Here is a 24,684-nt window from a genome sequence, read left to right on the forward strand (position 1 = left end):
CCGGTCTACCCCTCGACCGCGACACCGACGGGAGAGGCCCCCATGTACCAGCAGATGATCTTCGTGAACCTGCCCGTGACCGACCTCGACGCCTCGAAGAAGTTCTTCACGGAGCTGGGCTACTCGATCAACCCGCAGTTCAGCGACGACAAGGCGGCCTCGGTCGTGATCAGCGAGACCATCGTGGCGATGCTGCTCACCAAGCCGTTCTACGCGACCTTCACCGACAAGGAGATCGCGGACGCCACGAAGACCAGCGAAGTGCTGGTCTGCCTGAGCGCCGAGAGCCGCGCGCAGGTGGACGAGCTGGTGGAGAAGGCGCTCGCGGCCGGCGGCACGCCGAGCGGTCACACCCAGGACCACGGGTTCATGTACGGCCGCGCCTTCGACGACCTGGACGGCCACACCTGGGAGGTCGTCTGGATGGACCCGGCCGCGGTCGAGGGCTGACGCCTCCGGGCCCGGCGTCCGTGCCAGCATGGGCGGGTGCATCCTCCGATACCCGCCCAGCCGAACCGGGCCGCCCACGACCAAGAGATCGAGTCCCTCGCCGAGTTCGACGAGGTGACCGCCGCGCACGGCTCGCTCGCCCGCTACCGCGTCCAGGCCGTCGACCTGACCGGCCGCACCGAAGCCCTGCTCGAACTCGACATCGCGGGCGCCGTGTTCCTCGGCTGCCCGATGAGCCCCGAGGCCGCCGCCCACGTCCGCTCGTCCGGCGCCCTGGTCTTCCCGCCGGTCCCCGGCCTCCCCTTCGACCCGTACCGCGGCTTCGTCTACACCCCCGACGAGCTGTTCGCGTCGCTGGCCGAGGGGTACGAGGCGACACCGGACGCCCGCGCCTACGCCTGGGCGCGCGACACCGCGGCGGACGGTGACATCTTCGCCTCGATGCTCCGCGCGGTCCACGACGACGCGGTCTCCGACGCCCTGGACGAACTCCTCACCGGCGCCCGGGTGGTGGGCGTCATGGGCGGCCACGCCATGGCCCGCGGGACCGAGGAGTACGCCGGTGCCGCCCGGCTCGGCCGGGAGCTGGCCCGCGCCGGGTACACGGTCGCCACCGGCGGCGGCCCCGGCGCGATGGAGGCGGCGAACCTCGGCGCGTACGCGGCGCCGTTCGCCGACGGCATGCTGGAGGAGGCGCTGGCGCTGCTGGCGAAGGCACCCTCGTTCCGGCCGTCGGTCACGGACTGGGCGCGCGCCGCCTTCGAGGTGCGCGAGCGCTGGCCGGACGGCGGGGCGTCGGTGGGCATCCCCACCTGGTTCTACGGCCACGAGCCGCCGAACGCCTTCGCCGCGCACATCGCCAAGTACTTCGCCAACGCCACCCGCGAGGACGGCCTGCTGGCCCGCTCCACCGCCGGCGTGGTCTTCCTGCCGGGCGCCGCCGGGACCGTACAGGAGATCTTCGACAACGCGACGCCGAACTACTACGAGTCACGCGGTGAGCCGACTCCGATGGTGCTCGTGGACGAGACGCACTGGACGCGGGACCTGCCCGCCTGGCCGTTGTTGCGGGCGTTGGCCCGGGGCCGGGCGATGGAGTCCCGTATCGCCCTCGTTGACCGGATCGAGCAGGCTCCGGACGCGATCAAACGTCTCGGCGGTTAATAACCGGGTAAAGCCGACGGCGGGCGGGGGCATACGCATTGACAGGCCGACGGGGCGCTTATAGACCTGTGAGCCTCTTGGGGGTGCTGGGGCCTCACCTCAGCTCCGGCCCCAACTCCCCCGCATCCCCCCGCAGTTATGCACAGTAAAGGACAAACGTGTCCATGACTCGCCGTAGCGCACGCCGTTCCGTGCGCATCGTGGGTGTCGCCTCCGCCTCGGCGGCGATCGTGCTGGGCCTGTCCGGCTCGGCTCTCGCGTGCGACATCCGTGACTTCAAGGCCGAAGCCGAGTGCGACGGTGACAAGGGCGTCATCGTCGTCACCGACACCGACGCCTCCGGCACCCCGGCCACCGTCACCGTCTTCCTGGCGGACAAGAGCGGCGTCGAGACGAAGGTGGGCGAGCGGACGGTCAAGGGCTCCAAGGAGGGGGCCTCGGTCACCGTCCCGGAGGACTGGAAGCCGAACGCGACCTACCGCGTCCACATCACGGCCGAGCGCAAGATCGTCGACGAGGACATCGCGCCCGACCTGGTGACCCCGTCCGTCGCCTGCACGACGGAGGAGAGCAAGTCCCCCACGCCGACCGGCTCGACGGCCCCGAAGCCGACCCCGGCCAAGTCCACCCCGGCCGAGCCGGCGACCCCGGCCCCCTCGGACTCGGCGTCCCAGGTGGCCCCGGCGACCCCCTCGGACAACGCGCCGTCCCCGGCGGCCGGGGACTCCAACCTGGCCCAGACCGGAGCCAGTTCGAACACCGGTCTGACCGCCGGCCTGGCGGCGGCCCTGGTCGTCGTCGGCGGCGGCGCGGTCTTCTTCGGCATGCGCCGACGCGGCACGCGCGGCAACGGCTGACACCCGCGCCCCGTACCGAGGCCCGCCTCCCCGGCGCCGGGGAGGCGGGCCTCGGCCGTAGGGGGCCCGGGCGGCGGTTGCTCAGTCCAGTACGACGACTTCCGCCGCGTCGAACTCCACACCGACCGCCTCCCCGACCTCCGGCGCGTCCCGCAGCGCGCAGGCCGCCTCCAGCCGGGGGCCGTCGCCGGGCCTGAGGTGGACGGCCACATGGGTGCCCCGGAAGGTGCGGGCGGTCACCGTGCAGGGCAGGCCCTCGTCGGGCGGCAGCAGCCGTACCCCGGCGGGCCGCACCAGCAGGGTCCTGGCGCCTTGCGCGCAGCCGTCGGGCACCGGCAGCTTGCCCCAGGGGCTGTCGGCGACCGTGCCGGCGACGGTCGCCGGCGCCACGTTGTCGAAGCCGAGGAAGCGGGCCACGAACGCGTCGGCGGGCCGCTGCCACACCTCAAGAGGCGTGCCGGACTGGGCGATCCGGCCGTCCCGCATCACCACCACCCGGTCGGCCAGCGCGAACGCCTCACCCTGGTCATGCGTGACGGCGAGCACGGTCGTCCCCAACCGGCCGAACAGCTCCCGCAGTTCGACCACCAGGCGTTCGCGCAGCGAACGGTCGAGCTGGCCGAGCGGCTCGTCCAGCATCAGCAGCCGGGGCCGGAGCGCGAGCGCCCGGGCGAGGGCGACGCGCTGCTGTTCGCCGCCGGACAGCGAGGCCACCGCCCGGCGGGCGGCGCCGGGCAGCCCGACGAGGTCCAGCAACCGGCCGACCTCGGCGTCCCGTTCGGCCCGCCCGGCGCCGTGCATACGCGGCCCGAAGGCCACGTTGGCGCCGACGTCGCGCTGCGGGAAGAGCTGGTGGTCCTGGAACATCAGCCCGACGCCCCGCTTGTGCGCGGGTACGCCCGCCTGGTCCCGGCCGTCGAGCAGCACCCGCCCGGCGGACAGCGGCTGAAGCCCGGCGACGGCCCGCAGCAGGGTCGACTTGCCGCTGCCGCTGGGCCCGAGCACGCACACCACCTCGTGCTCGGCGACATCAAGGCCGACCGCGTCGAGCACCGGCCGCCCGCCGAGACGGACGGTCGCGGCGTCGAGACTCAGCAGCATCAGAACTCCCCGGTCCGGTCGGTGCGCAGCCGCTCCAGGATCAGCAGCGCGGCGGCGCACACCACCATCAGAATCGTCGAAAGGGCCATCGCCTGGCCGTAGTTGAGGTCGCCGGGACGGCTGAGCAGCCGGGCCACGGCGACCGGGAGCGTCGGGTTGTCGGGCCGGGCGATGAACACGGTCGCCCCGAACTCGCCGAGCGAGACGGCGAACGCGAACCCGGCCGCGACCAGCAGCGCCCGCCGCACCAGCGGCAGGTCCACCTCACGCCACACCCGCCAGGGCGAGGCCCCGAGCACGGCGGCGGCCTCCCGCAGCCGGGAGTCCACCGCGCGCAGCACGGGCAGCATGGTCCGTACGACGAAGGGGGCGCCCACCAGCGCCTGCGCGAGCGGCACCAGGATCCAGGACTGGCGCAGATCCAGCGGCGGCTTGTCCAGGGCGATCAGGAAGCCGAAGCCGACGGTCACGGCGGACACCCCGAGGGGCAGCATGAGCAGCGCGTCGAAGCCCCGCACCAGCCGGCCGGCGTCCCGGCGGGCCAGCGCGGCGGCGGCGAGGGCGCCGATCAGCACGGCGATGGCGGTGGCCGCGAACGCGTACTCCAGCGAGGTCCACACCGCGTGCACGGGCGCCACCAGGAATGTACCGCTGTCGGAGGTGGTCAGGGCCCGGTAGTAGCCGAGGCCGGGCGCGTCCAGGGAGCGGCGCACCAGCACGGCGAGGGGCAGCACCAGGAGCAGCGCGACGGTGGCGAGGACCCCGGCGAGCAGCGCCCACTGTCCGGCGCCGCGTGGCCGGCGGGCGGTCGTGCCCGGGTCGACCAGGCGCAGGGCGCTCTCCCGCCGCCGTACGGTCCAGGCGTGCACGGCGAGGATCGCGCCGACGGCGGCGAACTGGACCAGGGTGAGGACGGCGGCCGTGGACAGGTCGAAGATCTCGGAGGTCTGCCGGTAGATCTCCACCTCCAGGGTGGAGAAGGTGGGCCCGCCGAGGATCTGGACGACGCCGAAGGAGGTGAAGGTGAACAGGAACACCATCAGCGCGGCGGCGGCCACGGCGGGGGCGAGCGCCGGCAGGGTGACCCGGCGCCAGGCGCCGAACGGCGAGGCGCCCAGCATCCGCGCGGCCTCCTCCTGCCGTGGGTCGAGCTGTGCCCACAGCCCGCCCACCGTCCGCACGACCACGGCGTAGTTGAAGAAGACGTGGGCCAGCAGGATCGCCCACACCGTGGTGTCGAGCCGTACCCCCCACAGCTCGTCCAGCAGCCCGTTGTGCCCGACCAGCGCCAGGAAGGCGCTGCCCGCGACGACGGTCGGCAGCACGAACGGCACGGTGACGACGGCCCGCAGCACCTGCTTGCCGGGGAAGTCCAGGCGGGCGAAGACGTGGGCGGCGGGCAGGGCGAGCAGCAGGGTGAGGGCGGTGGAGGCGAGCGCCTGCCAGGTGGTGAACCACAGCACGTGCCGGATGTCCGGCTGCGCGAGGACGTCCGCGATCCGTCCGAGGTGCCAGGCGCCGTCGCTCTTCAGGCCGCGCCGGACGATCGCCGCCACCGGCCAGGCGAAGAACAGCGCGAAGAACGCGACGGGCAGGGCCATCAGCCCCAGCCGCGCCGCGCTCCCGCGCGCTCGGCGCCGGGTCACTTCAGTACGAGTGACGTCCACGACTTGACCCACTGGTCGCGGTGCGCGGCGATCCGGTCCGGTGCCATGGTCTCGGGGGACTTGGCCTGCGGGCCGTACGCGGTGAAGTCCGCCGGCACCTTCGCGCCCTCGCGCACCGGGTACACGAACATGTTCATCGGCATGTCCTCCTGGAACTCCTTGGTGAGCAGGAAGTCCAGGAACGCCTTGCCGCCCTTGGTGTTGCCGGCGTTGGCGAGCAGTCCCGCGTACTCGGTCTGCCGGAAGCAGGTGCCCTCGGCGACGCCGGTCGGGGCGCTGCTCGGCCGCTTCTTGGCGTAGATGACCTCGGCGGGCGGCGAGGAGGCGTACGACACGACGAGCGGCCGGTCGCCGCCGGCCTTCTTCCCCTGGGAGGAGCCGGAGAACTCGGTGTAGTAGGCCTGGTCCCAGCCGTCGACCACCTTGACGCCGTTGGCCTTGAGCTTCTTCCAGTAGTCCGGCCAGCCGTCGTCACCGAACTTCGCGGCGCTGCCGAGCAGGAAGCCGAGGCCGGGCGAGGAGGTGGCGGCGTTCTCGGTGACGAGCAGGTTCTTGTACGCCGGCTTGGCGAGGTCGGCGAAGGAGGCGGGCGGGGTCAGCTGGTGGGCGCTGAACCAGGCCTTGTCGTAGTTGACGCAGATGTCGCCGGTGTCGATCGGCGTGACCCGGTGCCTGTCCTGGTCGACGCGGTACGCGGGCTTGACCTGGTCGGCGCCCTTGGCCCGGTACGGCTGGAAGAGGCCGTTGTCGAGGGCGCGGGAGAGCAGGGTGTTGTCGACGCCGAAGAAGACGTCGCCCTGCGGGTTGTCCTTGGTGAGGATGGCCTTGTTGACGGCCTGCCCGGCGTCGCCGTCCTTGAGGACCCTGACCCGGTACCCGGACCGCTTCTCGAAGTCCTTGAGCACGTTCTTGGACACGGCCCACGAGCTGTGGCTGACCAGGGTCACGGTCCTGGAGTCCGCTGACCCGTTGCCGCCGCCCGATCCGCAGCCGGTCAGCACGGGCAGGGCGAGGAGGCCGAGCCCCGCCGCCACGGCCGCGAAGGTCTTGTTGTGCACTGGTGGTCCTCCTGGTGTCGGCCAGGAAGAGACGCGGCCCCGCCCGGGCTCCGCGAGGAGGACCCGGGCAGGGCGCAACAGCTTGAGTGAAGACCGAACTTCCTACCCAGAATGACCTGGGCGAGGTTCAGAGGGTCTGCGGCCCGGTGCCGCACTCTCAGCGCTGTGGCGCTCCCCTGTCGGAATATGAAGATGTGATCAGGACATGGCCAGATTACCGCTCGGTGGCGGCGAGCTGGCCACAGGCTCCGTCGATCTCCTGGCCCCGGGTGTCCCGGACGGTGACGGGCACACCGTGCGCCGCGATCGCCGCCACGAACGCCTTCTCGTCCTCGGGCCGCGAGGCGGTCCACTTGGACCCGGGCGTCGGGTTCAGCGGGATGAGGTTGACGTGCACGGGCTTGCCCCGCAGCAGCCGGCCGAGCCGGTCACCGCGCCAGGCCTGGTCGTTGATGTCCCGGATGAGCGCGTACTCGATGGACAGCCGGCGCCCGGACTTCTCGGTGTACTCGAACCCGGCGTCCAGCACCTCGCGCACCTTCCACCGCGTGTTCACGGGGACCAGGGTGTCGCGCAGCTCGTCGTCGGGGGCGTGCAGGGAGATCGCGAGCCGGCACTTGAAGCCCTCGTCGGCGAACCGGTGGATGGCCGGCACCAGCCCGACGGTGGACACGGTGATCCCGCGCTGCGAGAGCCCCAGCCCGTCCGGCGCGGGGTCGGTGAGCGCCCGGACGGCACCGGTCACCCGCTTGTAGTTGGCGAGCGGCTCCCCCATGCCCATGAACACGATGTTGGACAGCCGGGCCGGCCCGCCGGGCACCTCGCCGTCGCGCAGCGCCCGCATGCCGTCCACGATCTGGTGCACGATCTCGGCGGTCGACAGGTTCCGGTCAAGGCCGGCCTGCCCGGTCGCGCAGAACGGGCAGTTCATCCCGCAGCCGGCCTGCGAGCTGATGCACATGGTGACCCGGTCCGGGTACCGCATCAGCACGGACTCGACCAGCGTCCCGTCGAACAGCCGCCACAGCGTCTTGCGGGTGGTCCCCTGGTCCGTCGACAGATGCCGCACCACGGTCATCAGCTCCGGAAGCAGCGCCTCCTGGAGCCTGCCGCGCGCGGCGGCCGGGATATCGGTCCACTCCGCCGGGTCGTGCGCGTACCGCGCGAAGTAGTGCTGCGCCAGCTGCTTGGCACGAAACGGCTTCTCACCGATCTCGGCCACGGCGTCCTTGCGCTCGGCAGGCGTGAGATCGGCAAGATGCCGCGGCGGCTTCTTGGCTCCGCGCGGCGCGACAAAGGTGAGTTCTCCGGGCTTGGGCATGGTGCATCCAGTGTCGCAGATCGACTTGGGTGCCCCGGTGCCGCACGGGTCAGCCCCAGGACCGGCGGGATGAGGCCGCCACCGGTCCTCGTCGCAGATCCTCTGTCCTAGCCGTCCCCGCTGGAGCCGCGGCTCTGCCTCCGGCGGTCGTGACGGGCGGACGCGCGGGCCAGTTCGCCCGCGCTGAGGGTGACCGCCGCCACCGCGCGGGTCCAGCGGGGGCCGCCGCGGGCCGCCCAGACCACGCAGGCGCAGCCGCCGACGGTCAGCGCCAGGACGCCGAGCAGAAGAAAGATCATGTGTGCCGCCTCTCCGGTCATCCCGGCAGACGCCACCGGCGGGGGAAAGGTTGCCGCTACCAGGTCACCGGCAGCGTGCGCGGCCCCCGGATCAGGCCCTGGCGCTGGAACTCGACCTCCTCGGGGGGTACGGCCAGGCGGAGGGCGGGGTAGCGGGTGAGGAGGGCGCTGATGATGACCTCCGCCTCCATGCGGGCCATGATCGCGGCCAGGCAGTGGTGGGGGCCGTGGCCGAAGGCCAGGTGGGGGCCGTCCTTGCGGTCGAAGTCGAGGGCGTCGGGGTCGTGGAAGACCTCGGGGTCGCGGTTGGCGGCGACGTAGGCGTTGTAGACGACCTCGCCGGCCCGGATCAGCCGGCCGCCGACCCGCACGTCCTCGGTGGCGACCCGGGGGATGCCGACGCCGTTGCGGTGCGGGACGTAGCGGAACAGCTCGTCCACGGCCTTCGGCAGCAGTTCCGGCTCGCGGCGCAGCCGTGCCAGGTGCCGCGGGTGCGTGAGCAGCGCGTACACCATCGAGCCGCTGTTGTTGCGGACCGCGTGGCCGCCGCTGACCTGGACGGCGATGGCCAGCGAGACCGCCTCGTCGTCGGTGATCTCGCCCTCGGCCGCGGCCTGGGCCAGCACTCCGGCGAGGTCGTCGCGGGGCTCCTCGCGGCGGTGCCGGAGCAGTTCGACGATCCGTTCCCGGGTGGCGCGGGCGGCCTGCGCGGCGCGCTCCTTGGACTCGGCACCGGCGGACAGCAGCGCCTCGCCGGTCGCCGCCCAGCGGTGCCAGTCCTTCTCGTCCACGCCGAGGAAGTCGCGGATCACGGCGATCGGGAACGGGCCGTGCAGATGCTCCATGAGGTCGGCCGGGGCGCCGGCCCGCTCCATGCCGTCGAGCAGTTCGGCGGCCCTGCGCTCGGCGAGCGGTCGCAGCCGCTGCATGCTCTTTCCGGTGAACGCGCGGGCCACGACCCGGCGCAGCCGGTTGTGCCGGGGCGGGTCGATGTACTGCAGGCCCGCCGTCTGCGAGGCCACCGGCTCCGGGCGCATGGACGTCACGTCGCGCCCGACGACCTCCTCCCGGGAGAAGCGCGGGTCGGAGGTGACGAAGCGGACGTCCTCGTACCGGGTGACCAGCCAGGCCTCCCCCTCGCCGTGCGGCAGCCTGATCCGGGTGACCGGCTCCTCGCGCAGCATCTCGTCCAGGAACGGGTCGGGGTCGAGCGCGGGCAGGTCGTCCACGGCCCAGAACCGGACCGGCTCAGGCGGCTGGGCGGGGGCGGAGGCGGGGCCGGGGGTCGGGTCGAGAGGCATGGGCACACTCCCTGCTGCGTCACCGGGCGGCGGAAAACGCCGTCCTCTGTGGGAGTCTGCGTCCGGTCGGCACCGCCGGGCGATTTCTGCTGCGGCATCCGGGTACGGCGGCGGGCCCCCGTCCACGGAGAGGACGGGGGCCCGTCAGGCCGTACGACGTGCGGTTCGGCTCACGCCGAGCCGACGAACAGCACCATCAGCAGCCAGACCACCGGCGCCGTCGGCAGCAGCGAGTCAAGACGGTCCATGATGCCGCCGTGCCCGGGGAGCAGGGTGCCCATGTCCTTGATGCCCAGGTCCCGCTTGATCATGGACTCGCCCAGGTCGCCCAGCGTGGCACTGACCGCGACCGCGAGGCCCAGCAGCAGCCCCTGCCACCAGGCGCCGCCGTCGATCAGGAACCGCATGCACAGCGCGCCCGCGACCATGGCGAACAGCACGGCGCCGAACAGGCCCTCGCGGGTCTTGCCGGGGCTGATGCGCGGGGCGAGCTTGTTCTTGCCGAAGCGCCAGCCGACCGCGTACGCGCCGGTGTCGCTGACGACCGTCAGCAGCAGGAAGGTGAGCACCCGCCAGGGACCGTCGTCGGCGGTGAGCATCATCGCGACGAACGTGGCCAGGAACGGCACGTAGAACGCGGCGAAGACACCGGCGGTGACGTCCCGGAGATACCCCTCCGGCGGTTCGGTCATGCGCCAGACGAGCACGGCGAGGGCGGTGAGGGCCATCGCGACCCACGCGCCCTCGGCGCCGCGCACATAACCGGCGACGACCATCGCCGCACCGCCGACCGCGAGCGGCACCAGCGGCGCCTTGATCGCCTTGCGCTCGGCGAGCCGGCTGGTCAGCTCCCACAGGCCGACGACGACGGCGACGGCGACCACACCGACGAACACGGCCTTGACGACGAACAGCGAGGCGATGATGACGACGCCGAGTCCGACGCCCACGCCTATGGCCGCGCTCAGATCGCGGCCGGCGCTCTTCTTCTGCGGCGCCGGCGGCGGCTGCGGGGCGTCGGGCATGGGCTCCGGATTCTGGGTCACGGCCGGAAGGGGCCGGTCCTGGAAGGTCTCGTCTCGGAACAGGGGGCCGCCCGGCCGAGCGGCCCCCCGGTCGTCGTCCTGATCACCGCCGTACGCGGGTACGTCGGGCACGATGGGCATGGGGCGAGTCTGAGGCGCCTCAGGCGCATCGTACGCGGGACCCGCCGGTGCGGCCCCCTGGGCGGGCTGCGTGCTCCCGCCGCCGGTGGACCCCCAGTACCCGGCCTGACCCGCCGCTGGCGGCGCCCCCCAGGAAGAGTCGCTCATCAGACTTCGAGCAGCTCCGCTTCCTTGTGCTTGAGCAGCTCGTCCACCTGGGCGACGTACTTCGCCGTCAGGTCGTCGAGCTCCTTCTCCGCGCGGCGGCCCTCGTCCTCGCCGATCTCGCCGTCCTTGATCAGCTTGTCGATGGCGTCCTTGGCCTTGCGGCGCACGGAACGGATGGACACCTTGGCGTCCTCGCCCTTGCCCTTGGCGACCTTGATGTACTCGCGGCGGCGCTCCTCGGTCAGCTCCGGGAACACCACGCGGATGATGTTGCCGTCGTTGCTCGGGTTGACGCCCAGGTCCGAGTCGCGGATCGCCTGCTCGATGTTGCGCAGCGCGCTCTTGTCGAACGGCGTGACGACCGCCATCCGCGGCTCCGGCACGGAGAACGAGGCCAGCTGGTTGATCGGCGTCGGGGCACCGTAGTAGTCGGCCACGATCTTGTTGAACATCGCCGGGTGCGCACGGCCGGTGCGGATCGCGGCGAAGTCCTCCTTGGCGACCACGACGGCCTTCTCCATCTTCTCCTCGGCTTCGAGGAGGGTCTCTTCGATCACCACTTGCTCCTGCGTGTCTTGAGTAAGGCCCGGCCCCGGTTCCGGGTCGGTCGGCGGCCGGCTGCGTCGCGTCTTCTTCCTGCACGGTTCCCGACCGGCAGGACATTGTCCATCCCCCGGCCAGGGGGCGTCCCGTCCGTCCCCCGGACAGGCGCCTAACCCGGGTGGCGGGGTGCCGTCAGTCCCGGCTGCCCTGGTCCCCCACGAGCGTGCCGATCTTCTCACCCTTGACGGCGCGGGCGATATTGCCTTCCGCGAGAAGCTCGAAGACGAGGATCGGGAGCTTGTTGTCGCGGCACAGCGTGATCGCGGTGGCGTCGGCGACCTTCAGCTCCCGGGTGATGACCTCGCCGTAGCCGAGGGCGTCGAACTTGACGGCGTCGGGGTTGGCCTTGGGGTCGGAGTCGTAGACCCCGTCCACGCCGTTCTTGCCCATGAGCAGCGCCTCGGCGTCGATCTCCAGGGCGCGCTGGGCGGCGGTGGTGTCGGTGGAGAAGTACGGCATGCCCATACCGGCGCCGAAGATGACCACGCGGCCCTTCTCCAGGTGGCGCACGGCACGCAGCGGGATGTACGGCTCGGCGACCTGGCCCATGGTGATGGCGGTCTGCACCCGGCTGTCGATGCCCTCCTTCTCCAGGAAGTCCTGGAGGGCGAGGCAGTTCATCACGGTGCCGAGCATGCCCATGTAGTCCGAGCGGGCCCGGTCCATGCCGCGCTGCTGGAGCTCGGCGCCCCGGAAGAAGTTGCCGCCGCCGATGACGACGGCGATCTCCGCGCCGTCGCGGACGACGGCCGCGATCTCACGGGCGATCTTGTGCACCACGTCCGGGTCGACGCCCAGGCCCCCGCCACCGGAGAAGGCCTCTCCGGACAGCTTCAGCAGAAACCGGCCGCGTACTTTGCCGTCGTCGCTCTTCTGGGCCTTGTCGGTCATGGGAGATCCCGCCTCTTTCACGTGTTGCACATACGAAGAAGGCCATTGCCGGTGGGGTCGCTTTTCGCTCCCATACGCGGCAATGGCCTCCTCGTCAGTTCTGCTGCCGCCCGCCCCACACCCGGGTGGGGCGGGGTGCGCGGACGACTGCTGTCGACCCTATCGGGATTTCTCCGCGGGTCGCGCGTCGATCGCGGTACGGACTCAGATGCCGACCTTGATGCGCGAGAAGCGCTTCAGGGTGACACCGGCCTCGTCCAGCACCTTCTGGACCGACTTCTTGTTGTCCAGCGCGTACGGCTGGCCGAGCAGGGTGGCGTCCTTGAAGAAGCCGTTGACGCGACCCTCGACGATCTTGGCGATCGCGGCCTCGGGCTTGCCCTCGGCGCGGGTGGTCTCCTCGGCGATACGACGCTCGGACTCGACGACGTCGGCCGGCACGTCCTCCTTGGCGAGGTACTTCGGCGCGAAGGCGGCGATGTGCTGGGCGACGCCCTTGGCGACCTCGGCGTTCGGCTTGTCCAGCTCGACCAGGACACCGATCTGCGGGGGCAGGTCGGGCATGGTGCGGTGCATGTAGGCCGTGACGTAGCCGTCGGCGTACTGCGCGAAGCGGTCCAGGACGATCTTCTCGCCGAGGTTGGCGTTGGCCTCGTCGACGTACGCCTGGACGGTCTTGCCGGGCTCGATCTCGGACGCGAGCAGGGCGTCGAGGTCCGCCGGGGAGGTCTTGGCGACGTGCTCGGCGATCGCCTGGGCGGCGGCCTGGAACTTCTCGCCCTTGGCGACGAAGTCCGTCTCGCACTTCAGCTCGACCAGGACACCGGAGGAGTTGTCGTCGGCGATGATGGAGACCACGGCGCCGTTCTCGGCGGAGCGGCCCTCGCGCTTGGCGACGCCCTTCTGGCCCTTGATGCGCAGCGCCTCGACGGCCTTGTCGACGTTGCCCTCGGCCTCGTCCAGCGCCTTCTTGCAGTCCATCATGCCGGCGCCGGTGAGCTCACGGAGCTGCTTGACGTCGGCGGCGGTGTAGTTCGCCATGAGTCTGTGAGTCTTTCTCGAAGTCTGGGAGATCTGGGTGAACGGCGGGGGCGGACCTCACCGCGCCGGGGGCGCGGTGGGAAGCGGTGCCGCCCCCGCCGTCGAACGCTGACGGTTCGGCGTCAGGCCTGCTCGCCCTCGGCGGCCTTCTCGGCCTCGGCGGGAGCCTCGGCCGGAGCGGCCTCGGCAGCCTCGGTGGCCTCGGCGGCCGGAGCCTCAGCCGGGGCGGCCTCAGCGGCCGGGGCCTCGGCGGGGGCGGCCTCGGCAGCCGGAGCCTCGTCCTTCTTCTCACCCTCGAGCAGGTCGCGCTCCCACTCGGCGAGCGGCTCGCCGGCGGCCTTCTCGCCCTTGTCACCGGTGGCGACGCGCGAGCGGGAGATGAGGCCCTCGGCGACGGCGTCGGCGATGACGCGGGTGAGCAGGGTGACGGAGCGGATCGCGTCGTCGTTGCCCGGGATCTTGTAGTCGACCTCGTCGGGGTCGCAGTTGGTGTCGAGGATCGCGACGACCGGGATGTTCAGCTTCCGGGCCTCACCGACGGCGATGTGCTCCTTCTTGGTGTCCACGATCCAGACGGCGCTGGGAACCTTGGACATCTCGCGGATACCACCGAGGGTCTTCTCCAGCTTGGCCTTCTCGCGCGAGAGCACGAGAAGCTCCTTCTTGGTCAGACCGGACGCGGCGACGTCCTCGAAGTCGATCTGCTCAAGCTCCTTGAGGCGCTGCAGACGCTTGTAGACGGTCGAGAAGTTGGTGAGCATGCCGCCCAGCCAGCGCTGGTTGACGTAGGGCATGCCGACGCGGGTGGCCTGCTCGGCGATGGCCTCCTGCGCCTGCTTCTTGGTGCCGACGAACATGACCGTGCCGCCGTGGGCGACGGTCTCCTTGACGAACTCGTAGGCGCGGTCGATGTACGACAGCGACTGGAGCAGGTCGATGATGTAGATGCCGTTGCGCTCGGTGAAGATGAAGCGCTTCATCTTCGGGTTCCAGCGACGGGTCTGGTGACCGAAGTGGACGCCGCTCTCCAGCAGCTCCCGCATCGTGACGACGGCCATGGCCATCTCCTTGTGTTTCTCGGTTGTGCCGCGCCCGCCGGACGGCGGGCGCGCCTGACGCCCGCGTGCGCCGTGCCGCGAAGGACCGAGAGGCGCTTGGTACGAACCGTTGCGGGTCCCGTACCGGGGCGTGCGAAGTCGACCCGGTGACCCGGATCGCCAGAAGAAGTGTACGGGACCGCCGGGGTACCGGGTGACGCCGCTGTCCACAACCGGGGAGTAGTCCACAGACGCCGGCCGTGACCGGCCGGGCCCGGCACGCTGCTCGCATGCGAGGTACGAGGCGATGTGCACGAATGTTCCCGGTCCTGCTGCTCGCGCTTGCGGCGCTGCTGTCTCCCGCGTTCGCCCGGGCGGACACCGGCACGGCTCCCCCGGCCCCGGCGCCGGCACCGGCGCCTCCGGTCCCGGCCGTGGGCCGCGTCTGGCCCGTCGGCGTCCGCCCTCCGGTGCTGCGCGGCTGGGAGCCGCCGGCCACGGTCTACGGCCCCGGCCACCGCGGTGTCGATCTGTCGGCCGCGCCCGGTTCGCCGGTGCGGGCGGTGGCCGCGGGCCGGGTGTCCTTCGCGGGCCGGGTGGCGGGCAGAGGCGTGCTGGCGGTGGCCCTGACCGGCACGGACCTGCGGACGACGTACGAGCCGGTGACCGCGTCGGTGCGGAAGGGCGACGAGGTGGCGGCGGGCGAGGTGGTGGGGGTGGCGGAGCGGGCGGACTCCCACTGCGAGACGGCCCCGTGCGTGCACTGGGGCCTGCTCAGCGGGGAGACCTATCTGGACCCGCTCAGCCTGCTCCCGCCCTGGCTGCTGTCGCGGGGGCCGTCCCGGCTGCTGCCGGTGCACGGGTGAGCGGGTGAGCGGGCGGGCCGGGTCCTGTCGTCAAACTCCCGCTGTCCGCCCGAAGGGGGGCTTCGCGGCGTCAGGTGCGTGCTCTGGGGGTCCCCCCGGCCGGAGGCTGGGGGAGTGCCGGGCCCTGATCCTCGTACTGGACGTACTCGGGTCAGGGCCCGGTGTGGCGAGAGTGCGTGCGTCGCAATGCTGGGGGGGCACCCCCGGCTGGAGGCTGGGGAAGGGAGTTTGACGACAGGGCCCAGGGCGGCGTCAGCCCGTGACGCCCCGCAGGGCCATCGTCACCGCCGCGTCCGTGACCGTGTCCGGGTGCTCGGCCGCGCCCAGTTCGATCCGCCGCACCGCCGCGTCCACGACACCCTGGACCAGCATCGCCGCGAGCCGGGGCTGGGCGTGTCCCAGCTCCGCCAGCGCCTCGACGATCATGGCGACCAGCCCCCCGTGCGCGGCCCGGATCTTCTCCCGGGCGCCGGCGTCCAGCTCGCTCGCCGAGATCGCGACGACCGCCCGGTGCCGCCGGTCCCCGACCAGCGCGAGCTGCCGCCGCACATACGCCTCGACCTTGCCCTGCGGGGAGCCGGCGCGCTCCATCGCGGCCTCGACCTCGGCGGCCCACACCGGGAAGTCGACCTCGCACAGCTCCTCGACCACGGCCGCGCGGGAGCGGAAGTACTCGTAGACGGACGAGCGCGCCAGGCCCGTCCGCTCCGCCAGCGCGGGGAACGTCAGCGCTTCCGTCCCGCCCTCGGACAGCAGGGACCGAGCCGCGTCCAGCAGGGCGGCTCGCTGCATCGACCGGTGCTCGGCCACAGAGGCCGCTCGAATCCTTGGCACACGTCCACTTTACGGACGTCCCTCCACGGGCGGGAGGCGTCAGCGTCCGAAGCTCGCCAGCTTGGCCCGCAGCTGGAGCACCGACTTGGTGTGGATCTGGCTGACCCGGCTCTCGGTGACACCGAGCACGTTGCCGATCTCGGCGAGGGTCAGGCCCTCGTAGTAGTACAGCGTGACCACGGTCTTCTCCCGCTCCGGGAGGGTGTTGATGGCCCGCGCCAGGAACCGCCGCAGCTCCCGGTCCTCGGCGACCTCCACCGGGTTGTCGGCGGCGGTGTCCTCCAGCGTGTCCATCAGGCTGAGCCGGTCCCCGCCCTCGCCGCCGACGTGCAGCAGCTCCTCCAGGGCGACCACGTTGGCCAGCGACAGCTGGCTGAACACGGCGTGCAGGTCGTCGACCTCCATGCCCAGCTCGCCGGCGACCTCGCCCTCGGTCGGGGTGCGCCGCAGCCGCGCCTCCAGGGTGGCGTAGGCCCGCTCGACGTTGCGCGCCTTCTGCCGGACCGAGCGCGGGATCCAGTCCAGCGCCCGCAGTTCGTCGATCATCGCCCCGCGGATCCGGGTGATGGCGTACGTCTCGAACTTGATCTCCCGGTCGATGTCGAACTTCTCGATCGCGTCGATCAGCCCGAAGACCCCGGAGGAGACGAAGTCGGCCTGCTCCACGTTGGGCGGCAGGCCCACGCTCACCCGGCCCGCCACGTATTTGACCAGCGGCGAGTAGTGCAGGATCAGCTGCTCCCGCAGCCGGTCGTCGCCCGTCGCCTTGTACGACCGCCACAGCTCGTCGAGCGTCGAGGGAGCGGGCGGCCGCACGCTGCCACCGTCGCGGGCGGCTGGGGGGACCGCCGCCCGGTCGGACCCGGAGGTGTGCTGGGGCATTCGTCGCCTTGTGCCGTTCTGCCGTGAAGTGCCGTGAAGTGCCGTGAAGTGGGATCGGGTGGGGCTCGCGGGTGGAAGTGGGCTGCCTGGGTGAGCTGTCGGACTGATGTCGAGTTGACGCGTTCTGCGCCGACCCTTTCGTGAGCGTAGCGTGACTGAGGTGTCGCGGTGTGCGAACAATCACGCTCCACCCCCGCGTGGGGCGCCCGGCGCAGTTCGGTGACGGCACCTCCGCTCTCGCTCTGCGTGATCGGCCGAAGGGGTCAACTCCGGGAAACCTCAAGGGCGTCGGGCGTTCCCCCGGACGGCCGAACCCCTTCGGTCAGCACGGTCGGTGACCGCTTCGGACCGAGATCACCGCCTGGCGTGTCAACTTCCAGCCGTCGCCGTGTCGTTCGACGTAACCAAGTGCCCGGAGTTCGTACAGTCTCGCGATCGCCTCGTCCCGGGTGGTCCCGGCGCCGAGCGCGATCTCCCGGGCGGGGGCCGCGCGGGCGCCGGGCAGCGCGGCCAGGACGGTGCGGGCGGCCGGTTCCAGCAGGTCGCGCGGGAGGACGGGCCCTCGTCCGGCAGGCGCCAGCTCCCCCATGTCGCCGACGAGTTCGACGGCCTCGGCGGCGTCGGTGACGAGGGTGGCCTCACCGCGCAGCAGTTCGTGCACACCGGCCGACAGGGCGCTGGTGGCCGGTCCGGGCACGCCCATGGTGAACCGGCCGAGGCGCTGTGCGGCCCGCGCGGTGGACAGGGAGCCGCTGCGGCAGGCGGCCTCCACGACGACGGTGCCCCGGGTGAGGGCGGCGATGACGCGGTTGCGGAGGATGAACCGGCTGGGGGTGGGGTGGTCGCCCGGCGGCAGCTCGCCCACCACCAGCCCCTGGTCCGCGATCCTGTCGATCAGCGCGGTGTGGCCGCGCGGGTAGGGGCGGTCGACGCCACAGGCGAGGACGGCGACGGTGGCTCCACGGGCGGCGAGGGCGCCCCGGTGGGCGGCGCCGTCGATGCCGTACGCACCGCCGGAGACGACGACCCAGCCGCGCTCGGTGAGGCCGGCGGCGAGGGTGGCGGCCATGTGGGTGCCGTACTCGGTGCAGGCGCGGGCGCCGACGACGGCGACGGAGCGCAGCGCCCACATCCGCAGGTTGGCCGGCCCTCGCACCCACAGCCCCAGCGGCCGGGCGTCCCCGAGGTCGTCGAGCTGCCCGGGCCACTCGGTGTCGCCGGGGCGCAGGAACCGGGCCCCGGCGGCGTCGGCCACCGCCAGGTCCCGCTCCGGCTCGGCCTGCCGCGCGCGGGCGACGAGCCCCGCCCACCGGGTCCCGCTCACCCCGGGCAGGGCCTCGCCGCCGCCCCGCAGCCGCGCGACCACCTTCCCCACCCCGGTCTCCCGCACCCACCGCCCGCCGACCTCGTCCCCGGGCTCGATCACCCGGGTCAGGAGGACACGGCCGAGCAGATCGGCGTCGGATTCGGTGCCGGCGGTCATGTCAGTGCCCCGATGGCCATCGGCACCCCTCGGGGTACTCCGGTGCGCAGTTGGAGGGCCAGGGCGACGTCGGTGGCGTCCGGGCGGTCGTGTCCCACGAGGTCGGCCACCGTCCAGGCGACGCGCAGGACCCGGTCGATGCCCCGGGCGGTGAGCACGCCCCGCTCCAGGCTGCGCTCGGCCTCGTCCATCGCGCCGGTGACGGCCTGGTACCGGCTGCGCAGCTCCCGGCCCGGCACCTCGCTGTTGGTGCGCCAAGGGGTGCCGGCGAGCCGGGCCGCCGCCCGCTCCCGTGCCTGCCGGACCCGCCCGGCCACCGTCGCCGTGGACTCGCCCCGGGCGCCGGGCTCGGTGAGCTGGGCCCGGCTGACGGGGTCGACCTCGACGCGCAGGTCCACCCGGTCGAGCAGCGGGCCGGACAGCCGGGCCTGGTAGCGGCGGATCGCCGACGGCGGGCACTCGCAGAGGGTGTCGCGGCCCGAGAAGCGCCCGCAGGGACAGGGATTGGCCGCCAGCACCATCAGGAACCGCGCCGGAAACCGGACGACACCGGCGCTGCGGGCGATCACCACATGGCCGGATTCCAGCGGCTGGCGCAGGGCGTCCAGGGTCTGGGTGTGGAACTCGGGCGCCTCGTCGAGGAAGAGCACGCCCCGGTGGGCGAGCGAGACGGCACCGGGGCGGGCGATGCCGGGGCCGCCGCCGACGAGGGACTGCATCGTCGCGGAGTGGTGCGGGGCGCAGTAGGGGGCGACGTCGATGAGCGGCTTGCCCGGCGGGAGCAGGCCGGCCACCGAGTGCACCGCCGTGACCTCCAGCGACTCCTCCCGGACGAGCCGGGGGAGCACGGCGGGCAGGCGCTCGGCCAGCATGGTCTTGCCCGCGCCCGGCGGACCCTCCAGGAACAGGTGGTGACCGCCGGCGGCGGCCACCTCCACGGCGGTGCGGGCCGAGGTCTGGCCGACGACGTCCGCGAGGTCGTGGTCCTGCTCGTGCTGGACGGCGCCGATGCTGTGCATCCCGGTGGCGGCTCCCGTGCCCGGCACCCGGAGTCCCGCCAGCAGGGGGTCCGGGCGGCCCTGGTCGTCCGGCGGCTCGTCGGGGACCGGTTCGTCGGCGAGGACGGCGATCAGCTGGCGCAGGCTGCGGACGCCGAGCACCGAGACTCCCGGGACCAGGGAGGCCTCGGCGGCGGCGCACTCGGGCACGACCACCTGTTCATAGCCCGCGTCGGCCGCGGCGAGCACCGCGGGCAGGATGCCGCGCACCGGGCGCACCCGGCCGTCCAGGCCCAGCTCGCCGATCATCACGATGTCGGCGAGGACCCGGGGATCGATCCGCTCGGCGGCACCCAGCACCGCGCAGGCCACGGCGAGGTCGAAGCCGGAGCCGGCCTTGGGCACGGACGCGGGGCTGAGTCCGACGGTGAGCTTCTTCTGCGGCCACGCGGCGCCCGAGTTCACCACCGCCGCCCGGACCCGGTCGCGGCTCTCCGTCAGGCTCTTGTCCGGGAGGCCGACCAGGGTGAAGGCCGCCACGCCCGGTTCGAGGTCGGCCTGGACCTCGACCACCACGCCCTCCACGCCGACCAGGGCCACCGCACACGTACGGGCGAACGCCATTCAGGCCACCCCCCGGACATGCTCGACCGCCGGGGCGCCGCGGCGGGGCAGCAGGACCCCGACCAGGTCGATACGGACGCCGCCCGGCGGTGCTCCGCCGTGAGCGTGGATCCAGTGTGCGGCCAGGTCGCGCAGCCGGGCCGCCTTCTCCGGGGTGATCGCGGCCATCGGATGCTCGTAGTCACCGCCCCGCCGGGTCTTCACCTCGCAGACGACCAGCGCGTCCCCGTCCCGCGCCACGATGTCGATCTCGCCGGACCGTCCACAGCGCCAGTTGCGCTCCAGGACCGCCATCCCGGCCTCGGCCAGCCGCCGCGCGGCCAGCTCCTCGCCGTACCTGCCGAGTGCACTGCGTGCCTTGTCCATGTCGGCACCACCTCCGGCGCCAACGTTCACGCATCCCGGCCACCGCTGTTGATCTTGGTGGACGGATCAGAGGGTGTGGAAAACTCCGTCACCCGATCGAGGGGCCGAGAGACCGGCGTCAGCCGCCCGGCAGCTCCAGGTCGCTCTTGTTCAGCTCCTCGATGTTCACGTCCTTGAACGTCAACACCCGGACCTGCTTGACGAACCGAGCCGGCCGGTACATGTCCCAGACCCAGGCGTCGGCCATGGACACCTCGAAGAACACCTCACCCTGGACCGAGTGCACCTGCATCTCGTAGTCGTTGGTGAGGTAGAAACGCCGCTCGGTCTCGATCACGTATTTGAACAGACCGACGACATCTCGGTACTCCCGGTAGAGCTTCAGCTCCATCTCGGTCTCGTACTTCTCGAGGTCCTCGGCGCTCATGGCATGTTCCCCTTCAGCCGTGCGATCCCCCCATTGTGCGCCAGTCCCGGTGGCCCTCAGACGATTTCCGTGTCGAGGGTCACGGGCCGGGCCGGGGGACCTTCGTCGAGCAGCCGTCGCAGCAGCTCGGCGAGTCTGGTCGGATACACCGTCTCATGCGCCCGGGCCAGTTCCCGGCACGTCCACCAACGCGCTCCGGCGACACTGCGCCGCTCCAGCTCCGTCAGGGCCGTCACCCCGGTCGCCGTCCGCGTCGTACGGGCCAGGTAGTACCACTCGTCCTGGTCCCAGCGGCGGCCCGCGAACGGGAAGGAGCACCTGCGCCGCCACAGCACGGGGCCGAGGTCGACCTCGGTGATGCCGGTCTCCTCGGCGAGTTCCCGCAGCACGGCCTGCTCACGGGTCTCCGCGCCCTCCAGACCGCCGCCCGGGGTGAACCACCAGTCGTCGGCCGGGTCGTCCGGCTCGTGGCCGTGCAGCAGCAGGACGCGGTCGTCGGGGTCGAGGAGGACCACCCGGGCCACCTTGCGCGGGCCGCCCTCGGCCTCCCCCGCCGGCTCAGCGGGCACCGGCGGGCTCCGGTCCCGCGGTGCGGGCGCGGGTGCGGCCCAGGCGCTTGGCGACCGGGCCGTACGCGCCGCCGCCGAGGACCAGGATCGCGCCGGCCACGATCATCAGCTCGATGGTGCGCAGCGGGCCGGGCTCGGAGAGGGCGCCGAGCGGTGCGAAGCCGGTGGGCTTCCGGAGCGTGCCCCGGTAGGGCCAGACGACGGCGTCCACGCGGGCGGAGACCGCGTCCCGGGAGACCGTGCCCCGTGCCGCGTCCGTGAGGTGGGCGGTGGAGTCCAGCGAGCCCGCGCGTTCGTCGCCGAGGAGGAAGAGCCGGCCCTTGGGGACGGTCACCTTCGGGATGCTGCCCGCCTCGGCCGGGCTGCCCTTGGGCAGGTACGGCTCGTCGATCTGCTTGCCGTTGACGGTCAGCTTGCCGTTCGTGCAGCAGGAGACGGTGTCCCCGCCGACCGCGACGACCCGCTTGACCACCTTGGCGTTGCTGACCCAGGACTTGTCCTCGAAGACCACCACGTCACCCCGGCGCACCTCGTCGCCGTCCACCCGCTGGGCGAGCACCCGGTCGCCGACGTCGATGGTCGGGGTCATGGAACTGGTCGGCACGGTGTACGGCCGGTAGCTCACCGCCGCCCAGGCGAAGCCGCCGAGGAACAGCACCAGGCCCAGCGCCACGGCGATCCCGGACAGCCGTTGCCCGAGCCGTCCGCCGCCCTGTCCCGTGCCGGTGCCGCCGCTGCGCGGGGCCGTACGCGTCGTGCTCTCGCCACCCATGGATCCGCACCCTACCCGGCGGTACCCGGCGGGCCCAGCCCCCGAGGCGACGGCTCCGGAGCGAGGTCCACCGGGTTCAGCGCCCCTGGGCCGCCGGCACCTGCTCGGTGGTGGTGCGGAGCCGGTCGGCGCGCCTGCGGCGCCACACAACCACCGGGAGCACCGCCGCGACGGCCATGCCCTGCGGGGCCACCGTCAGGGACGCCGCCGCCGAGGACTGCCGGTCGAGGCCGGGCTGGTCGAAGGTGTCCGGAACGGGCAGGGTGCCCCAGCGGTTGATCGGCCAGGCCTTGACGATGGCGCGGCCGACGACCTGGTCGACGGGGACCATGCCGTGGTTCTTGTCGGACTGGTTGTAGCGGGAGTCGCGGGAGTTCTGGCGGTGGTCGCCCATCACCCAGAGGAAGCCCTTGGGGACCTTCACCTTGAACTGGCCGCCCAGGTCGTCCTGGGTGCAGGGGGTGTTGCCCGGGTAGACATACGGCTCGTTGAGCGCCTTGCCGTTGACCTTCAGCGGGCCCGTGCCGCTGCACTCGACCGTGTCGCCGCCGACGCCGATGACCCGCTTGATCAGGTCCTTCTCCTCGGCGGACGGCATCAGGCCGATCCAGCTGAGCACCTTCTGCACGGCGTTGGGGTTGGGCGCGGGCTCGCCGGCCAGCCAGTTGTCCGGGTCGTGGAAGACGACGACCTCGCCGCGCTCGGGCTCGGAGCCGAACCACGGGGTGAGCTTGTCCACCAGGACGCGGTCACCCTGCTGGAGGGTGTTCTGCATCGAGTCGGACGGGATCGAGAACGCCTGCACCAGGAAGGTCTTGATCAGCAGGGCCAGGACCAGCGCGATCACGACCAGGATCGGCAGCTCCTTCCAGAAGGAGCGCGGCTTGCGGGGCGCCGACGCGTCTCCGCCGCCCGCGGCCCCCCGCCCGTCCTCCGGCGGCCCGCCGGCACCCGGCGCCGCGTCATTCCCGGGGGTCATGGCACCGTCCGGACCAGGGGCGTTCGCGTCCGCGGACTGTCCGCGGTGCTCCTCGCCGTCGTGTCCCGAACGTGCGCCAACCGCCACATCCCCCACGCCAACTCCTCACTCCGTGCCGCCGCCTGCCCCGGATCCGGTGCAGGCCCACCACTCCCATAACGACCGGGAGTTCCGCAGGGGTCGGTGGCTGGGTCGATCCGTTCCGATTCTCCGGGGCAACCCTATGCGACGGCCGGGAAGCGGCGGACGTACCGGGCCCGGAGTGGGCAACGCTTGCGAAGGTTTTAGGTTCTTCCAGGCGTGTCCAGTGACCGATCGGCCAACCGATGGCCATGGCCCGGCCCACGACGGACTTCTCCGAGACCGTGCCGCCGTAGGACGTGTTCTGGTGGGCGCGTGAGTCCGCGGAGTTGCCCCGGTGGTCGCCCATCACCCACAGCCGGCCCTGCGGGACGGTGATGTCGAAGGGGGTGGCGGAGGGCTGGTCGCCGGGGTAGATGTAGCCGCCCTCGGTGAGCGGGGTGCCGTTGACGGTGACGCGGCCCTGCGCGTCACAGCACTTGACGTGGTCGCCGCCGACGCCGATGACCCGCTTGATCAGGTCCTTCTCGTTGTCGGAGGGCAGCAGGCCGATGAAGGTCAGGCCCTCCTTGACCTGTTTGACGACGACCGGGTCGTTCTTCTTGGCGGTCGGCTCGTCGGCGAGCCAGCCACCGGGGTCGTGGAAGACGACGACGTCCCCGCGCTCGGGCTTGGCGCCGAACCAGGGGGTGAACTTGTCGACCAGGACGCGGTCGCCGATCCGGATGGTCTGCTCCATCGAGCCGGACGGGATCACGAACGCCTGGAGGAGGAAGGTCTTCAGGACGAGCGCGATGAGGACGGCGACACCCACCAGAAGGGGGATCTCCCGGACGGCTGAACGCCGGCGCTTCCGCTTGACCTTGCGCTGGAGTTTGCGGCGCTCCGCGCGCGTGCGGCCGCCGCCGGGCACCGAGGTGCGGCGGGAGCCGGTGGGCAGCAGGTCCTCGGCGGGCGTGCTGGGCGCCCCGCGCGGTCTGCCGCGGCTACCCATGGGCCCCCTCCGCCGGGGCGTCGGGCACGCGCGCGTAGGCGCGCGGCCGGCTCAGGTGCGTCCAGTGGCCGTACGGCCACACGATCCAGTCGGCCCGGCCGATGACGTCGCCGGTGGGGATCATGCCGCCGCCCGGTGAGCCGAGGTGGTCGCGGGAGTCGCTGGAGTGGCTGCGGTGGTCGCCGAGGACGAAGAGGCGGCCCGCGGGCACGACGATGTCGAAGGGCACGCCGGACGCGCTGTCCCCGGGATACAGGAACGACGTCTCGTCCACCGGCCGGCCGTTCACCTCGATCCTGTCCTCCTTGTCGCAGCAGACCACATGGTCCCCGCCCACCCCGACCACGCGCTTGACGTAGTCCGCGTCCCCGAAATACCCGGTGCCGTCGAAGACAATCACGTCGCCACGGCGCGGCTGGGCTCCGAAACGGTATGCCAACTTGTTTACGAGAACGCGGTCCCCGATCCTCAATCCCCGCTCCATGGATCCGCTCGGGATCTCGAAGGGCTGTGCCACGAAGGTGTTCGCGAGCAGCAGGAACGCCAGGCAGAGGAAGAGCGTGAGGGTGATCCGGCCGCCGGGCAGCCACTCGGCGGCCCGCGTCACCAACGCGAAACGCGACCGTTCCTCCGGCCCCGGGGATCCGGGGTGGGAGGAGCGGTCGCGTTCCGTCGGCTGTGCTTCGGTGTCCATCGGGGCCAGATG

26 protein-coding genes are annotated in these 24,684 nt (G+C 72.3%); 4 read left to right on the forward strand and 22 right to left on the reverse strand.

Features of this window, described 5'->3' with window-relative positions:
* The first annotated feature begins 42 nt into the window (after positions 1 to 42).
* From NX794_RS23950 to NX794_RS23960, 3 genes are all read left to right on the forward strand, one after another.
* Entirely contained in the window at positions 43 to 450 is a 408-nt protein-coding gene (locus NX794_RS23950; RefSeq protein WP_258780889.1) for a VOC family protein, read from the forward strand.
* A 36-nt stretch (positions 451 to 486) separates the two neighbouring features.
* Entirely contained in the window at positions 487 to 1,614 is a 1,128-nt protein-coding gene (locus tag NX794_RS23955; RefSeq protein WP_258780891.1) for an LOG family protein, read from the forward strand.
* A 164-nt stretch (positions 1,615 to 1,778) separates the two neighbouring features.
* Positions 1,779 to 2,471 carry an LAETG motif-containing sortase-dependent surface protein gene (locus tag NX794_RS23960; protein WP_258780892.1) on the forward strand — a complete coding sequence of 231 codons (693 nt, stop codon included), beginning with the start codon at positions 1,779 to 1,781 and terminating at the stop codon, positions 2,469 to 2,471.
* 81 nt (positions 2,472 to 2,552) lie between these two features.
* Here NX794_RS23960 and NX794_RS23965 read toward each other — a convergent pair whose 3' ends face one another.
* The 11 genes from NX794_RS23965 to rpsB form a co-directional block, all read right to left on the reverse strand.
* The gene (locus NX794_RS23965) at positions 2,553 to 3,572 is read right to left on the reverse strand and encodes an ABC transporter ATP-binding protein (protein WP_258780893.1); all 1,020 of its coding nucleotides are present in this window, start codon (positions 3,570 to 3,572) and stop codon (positions 2,553 to 2,555) included.
* Positions 3,572 to 5,173, reverse strand: coding sequence for an ABC transporter permease (locus tag NX794_RS23970; RefSeq protein ID WP_258781005.1), 1,602 nt, complete (start codon positions 5,171 to 5,173; stop codon positions 3,572 to 3,574). Before NX794_RS23970 ends, NX794_RS23965 begins: the two co-directional genes overlap by 1 nt.
* Before the next feature lie 41 nt (positions 5,174 to 5,214).
* Positions 5,215 to 6,297: a thiamine ABC transporter substrate-binding protein gene (locus NX794_RS23975; RefSeq protein WP_258780894.1), complete on the reverse strand. Its 1,083-nt coding sequence runs from the start codon at positions 6,295 to 6,297 to the stop codon at positions 5,215 to 5,217.
* A 214-nt stretch (positions 6,298 to 6,511) separates the two neighbouring features.
* Entirely contained in the window at positions 6,512 to 7,618 is a 1,107-nt protein-coding gene (gene rlmN, locus NX794_RS23980) for a dual-specificity RNA methyltransferase RlmN (protein ID WP_258780895.1), read from the reverse strand.
* A 107-nt stretch (positions 7,619 to 7,725) separates the two neighbouring features.
* Positions 7,726 to 7,917 (reverse strand): hypothetical protein, encoded by a 192-nt coding sequence (locus NX794_RS23985; RefSeq protein ID WP_258780896.1) that lies wholly within the window; start codon positions 7,915 to 7,917, stop codon positions 7,726 to 7,728.
* A gap of 56 nt (positions 7,918 to 7,973) precedes the next feature.
* Positions 7,974 to 9,218, reverse strand: coding sequence for a cytochrome P450 (locus NX794_RS23990; RefSeq protein WP_258780897.1), 1,245 nt, complete (start codon positions 9,216 to 9,218; stop codon positions 7,974 to 7,976).
* Positions 9,219 to 9,388: 170 nt separating this feature from the next.
* Positions 9,389 to 10,531 carry a phosphatidate cytidylyltransferase gene (locus NX794_RS23995; RefSeq protein ID WP_258780899.1) on the reverse strand — a complete coding sequence of 381 codons (1,143 nt, stop codon included), beginning with the start codon at positions 10,529 to 10,531 and terminating at the stop codon, positions 9,389 to 9,391.
* Positions 10,531 to 11,088 carry a ribosome recycling factor gene (gene frr, locus NX794_RS24000; RefSeq protein WP_258780901.1) on the reverse strand — a complete coding sequence of 186 codons (558 nt, stop codon included), beginning with the start codon at positions 11,086 to 11,088 and terminating at the stop codon, positions 10,531 to 10,533. The genes NX794_RS23995 and frr overlap by 1 nt, the downstream gene beginning before the upstream one ends.
* A gap of 178 nt (positions 11,089 to 11,266) precedes the next feature.
* The gene (gene pyrH / locus NX794_RS24005) at positions 11,267 to 12,025 is read right to left on the reverse strand and encodes a UMP kinase (protein WP_258780903.1); all 759 of its coding nucleotides are present in this window, start codon (positions 12,023 to 12,025) and stop codon (positions 11,267 to 11,269) included.
* Positions 12,026 to 12,229: 204 nt separating this feature from the next.
* Positions 12,230 to 13,066 carry a translation elongation factor Ts gene (gene tsf, locus NX794_RS24010; protein WP_258780904.1) on the reverse strand — a complete coding sequence of 279 codons (837 nt, stop codon included), beginning with the start codon at positions 13,064 to 13,066 and terminating at the stop codon, positions 12,230 to 12,232.
* Between the two features lie 122 nt (positions 13,067 to 13,188).
* On the reverse strand, positions 13,189 to 14,124 hold the full coding sequence (gene rpsB / locus NX794_RS24015; protein ID WP_258780905.1) for a 30S ribosomal protein S2: 936 nt from the start codon (positions 14,122 to 14,124) through the stop codon (positions 13,189 to 13,191).
* Between the two features lie 296 nt (positions 14,125 to 14,420).
* On the opposite strand from rpsB, the gene NX794_RS24020 reads away from it, so the two are divergent.
* The gene (locus NX794_RS24020; protein ID WP_258780906.1) at positions 14,421 to 14,969 is read left to right on the forward strand and encodes a M23 family metallopeptidase; all 549 of its coding nucleotides are present in this window, start codon (positions 14,421 to 14,423) and stop codon (positions 14,967 to 14,969) included.
* 252 nt (positions 14,970 to 15,221) lie between these two features.
* Here NX794_RS24020 and NX794_RS24025 read toward each other — a convergent pair whose 3' ends face one another.
* The 11 genes from NX794_RS24025 to lepB (NX794_RS24075) all read right to left on the reverse strand — a co-directional run bounded on the left by NX794_RS24025 (position 15,222) and on the right by lepB (NX794_RS24075) (position 24,672).
* Complete coding sequence (locus tag NX794_RS24025) at positions 15,222 to 15,779, reverse strand: TetR/AcrR family transcriptional regulator (protein WP_258780907.1); 558 nt, start codon at positions 15,777 to 15,779, stop codon at positions 15,222 to 15,224.
* Positions 15,780 to 15,842: 63 nt separating this feature from the next.
* Complete coding sequence (gene whiG, locus NX794_RS24030) at positions 15,843 to 16,685, reverse strand: RNA polymerase sigma factor WhiG (RefSeq protein ID WP_258780908.1); 843 nt, start codon at positions 16,683 to 16,685, stop codon at positions 15,843 to 15,845.
* A gap of 322 nt (positions 16,686 to 17,007) precedes the next feature.
* Positions 17,008 to 18,168, reverse strand: a complete 1,161-nt coding sequence (gene dprA / locus NX794_RS24035; RefSeq protein WP_258780909.1) for a DNA-processing protein DprA — start codon at positions 18,166 to 18,168, stop codon at positions 17,008 to 17,010.
* Positions 18,165 to 19,790 (reverse strand): YifB family Mg chelatase-like AAA ATPase, encoded by a 1,626-nt coding sequence (locus tag NX794_RS24040; RefSeq protein WP_258780911.1) that lies wholly within the window; start codon positions 19,788 to 19,790, stop codon positions 18,165 to 18,167. The genes dprA and NX794_RS24040 overlap by 4 nt, the downstream gene beginning before the upstream one ends.
* Positions 19,791 to 20,156, reverse strand: coding sequence for a YraN family protein (locus NX794_RS24045; RefSeq protein ID WP_258780912.1), 366 nt, complete (start codon positions 20,154 to 20,156; stop codon positions 19,791 to 19,793).
* Positions 20,157 to 20,274: 118 nt separating this feature from the next.
* Entirely contained in the window at positions 20,275 to 20,583 is a 309-nt protein-coding gene (locus NX794_RS24050; protein WP_003965949.1) for a DUF2469 domain-containing protein, read from the reverse strand.
* Between the two features lie 56 nt (positions 20,584 to 20,639).
* Positions 20,640 to 21,152, reverse strand: coding sequence for an NUDIX hydrolase (locus NX794_RS24055; RefSeq protein WP_258780915.1), 513 nt, complete (start codon positions 21,150 to 21,152; stop codon positions 20,640 to 20,642).
* Positions 21,142 to 21,924: a signal peptidase I gene (gene lepB, locus NX794_RS24060; protein ID WP_258780916.1), complete on the reverse strand. Its 783-nt coding sequence runs from the start codon at positions 21,922 to 21,924 to the stop codon at positions 21,142 to 21,144. The genes NX794_RS24055 and lepB (NX794_RS24060) overlap by 11 nt, the downstream gene beginning before the upstream one ends.
* A 76-nt stretch (positions 21,925 to 22,000) precedes the next feature.
* Positions 22,001 to 22,999, reverse strand: a complete 999-nt coding sequence (gene lepB / locus NX794_RS24065) for a signal peptidase I (protein ID WP_258780917.1) — start codon at positions 22,997 to 22,999, stop codon at positions 22,001 to 22,003.
* The gene (lepB, locus tag NX794_RS24070) at positions 22,887 to 23,978 is read right to left on the reverse strand and encodes a signal peptidase I (protein ID WP_258780918.1); all 1,092 of its coding nucleotides are present in this window, start codon (positions 23,976 to 23,978) and stop codon (positions 22,887 to 22,889) included. The genes lepB (NX794_RS24065) and lepB (NX794_RS24070) overlap by 113 nt, the downstream gene beginning before the upstream one ends.
* On the reverse strand, positions 23,971 to 24,672 hold the full coding sequence (gene lepB / locus NX794_RS24075) for a signal peptidase I (RefSeq protein ID WP_258780920.1): 702 nt from the start codon (positions 24,670 to 24,672) through the stop codon (positions 23,971 to 23,973). The genes lepB (NX794_RS24070) and lepB (NX794_RS24075) overlap by 8 nt, the downstream gene beginning before the upstream one ends.
* Positions 24,673 to 24,684: the final 12 nt, after the last annotated feature.

Source organism: Streptomyces pyxinicus, assembly GCF_024753135.1.
Lineage (GTDB): Bacteria > Actinomycetota > Actinomycetes > Streptomycetales > Streptomycetaceae > Streptomyces > Streptomyces pyxinicus.

Excerpts from the sequence above, each read along its gene's own strand:
- NX794_RS23950 (WP_258780889.1), top strand. The coding sequence starts at position 43 with ATGTACCAGCAGATGATCTTCGTGAACCTGCCCGTGACCGACCTCGAC.
- NX794_RS23960 (WP_258780892.1), top strand. The coding sequence starts at position 1,779 with ATGACTCGCCGTAGCGCACGCCGTTCCGTGCGCATCGTGGGTGTCGCC.
- NX794_RS23965 (WP_258780893.1), bottom strand. The coding sequence starts at position 3,572 with ATGCTGCTGAGTCTCGACGCCGCGACCGTCCGTCTCGGCGGGCGGCCG.
- NX794_RS23970 (WP_258781005.1), bottom strand. The coding sequence starts at position 5,173 with ATGGCCCTGCCCGTCGCGTTCTTCGCGCTGTTCTTCGCCTGGCCGGTG.
- rlmN (WP_258780895.1), bottom strand. The coding sequence starts at position 7,618 with ATGCCCAAGCCCGGAGAACTCACCTTTGTCGCGCCGCGCGGAGCCAAG.
- NX794_RS23985 (WP_258780896.1), bottom strand. The coding sequence starts at position 7,917 with ATGATCTTTCTTCTGCTCGGCGTCCTGGCGCTGACCGTCGGCGGCTGC.
- NX794_RS23990 (WP_258780897.1), bottom strand. The coding sequence starts at position 9,218 with ATGCCTCTCGACCCGACCCCCGGCCCCGCCTCCGCCCCCGCCCAGCCG.
- NX794_RS23995 (WP_258780899.1), bottom strand. The coding sequence starts at position 10,531 with ATGAGCGACTCTTCCTGGGGGGCGCCGCCAGCGGCGGGTCAGGCCGGG.
- pyrH (WP_258780903.1), bottom strand. The coding sequence starts at position 12,025 with ATGACCGACAAGGCCCAGAAGAGCGACGACGGCAAAGTACGCGGCCGG.
- tsf (WP_258780904.1), bottom strand. The coding sequence starts at position 13,066 with ATGGCGAACTACACCGCCGCCGACGTCAAGCAGCTCCGTGAGCTCACC.
- rpsB (WP_258780905.1), bottom strand. The coding sequence starts at position 14,124 with ATGGCCGTCGTCACGATGCGGGAGCTGCTGGAGAGCGGCGTCCACTTC.
- NX794_RS24020 (WP_258780906.1), top strand. The coding sequence starts at position 14,421 with ATGTTCCCGGTCCTGCTGCTCGCGCTTGCGGCGCTGCTGTCTCCCGCG.
- whiG (WP_258780908.1), bottom strand. The coding sequence starts at position 16,685 with ATGCCCCAGCACACCTCCGGGTCCGACCGGGCGGCGGTCCCCCCAGCC.
- dprA (WP_258780909.1), bottom strand. The coding sequence starts at position 18,168 with ATGACCGCCGGCACCGAATCCGACGCCGATCTGCTCGGCCGTGTCCTC.
- NX794_RS24040 (WP_258780911.1), bottom strand. The coding sequence starts at position 19,790 with ATGGCGTTCGCCCGTACGTGTGCGGTGGCCCTGGTCGGCGTGGAGGGC.
- NX794_RS24045 (WP_258780912.1), bottom strand. The coding sequence starts at position 20,156 with ATGGACAAGGCACGCAGTGCACTCGGCAGGTACGGCGAGGAGCTGGCC.
- NX794_RS24050 (WP_003965949.1), bottom strand. The coding sequence starts at position 20,583 with ATGAGCGCCGAGGACCTCGAGAAGTACGAGACCGAGATGGAGCTGAAG.
- lepB (WP_258780916.1), bottom strand. The coding sequence starts at position 21,924 with ATGGGTGGCGAGAGCACGACGCGTACGGCCCCGCGCAGCGGCGGCACC.
- lepB (WP_258780918.1), bottom strand. The coding sequence starts at position 23,978 with ATGGGTAGCCGCGGCAGACCGCGCGGGGCGCCCAGCACGCCCGCCGAG.
- lepB (WP_258780920.1), bottom strand. The coding sequence starts at position 24,672 with ATGGACACCGAAGCACAGCCGACGGAACGCGACCGCTCCTCCCACCCC.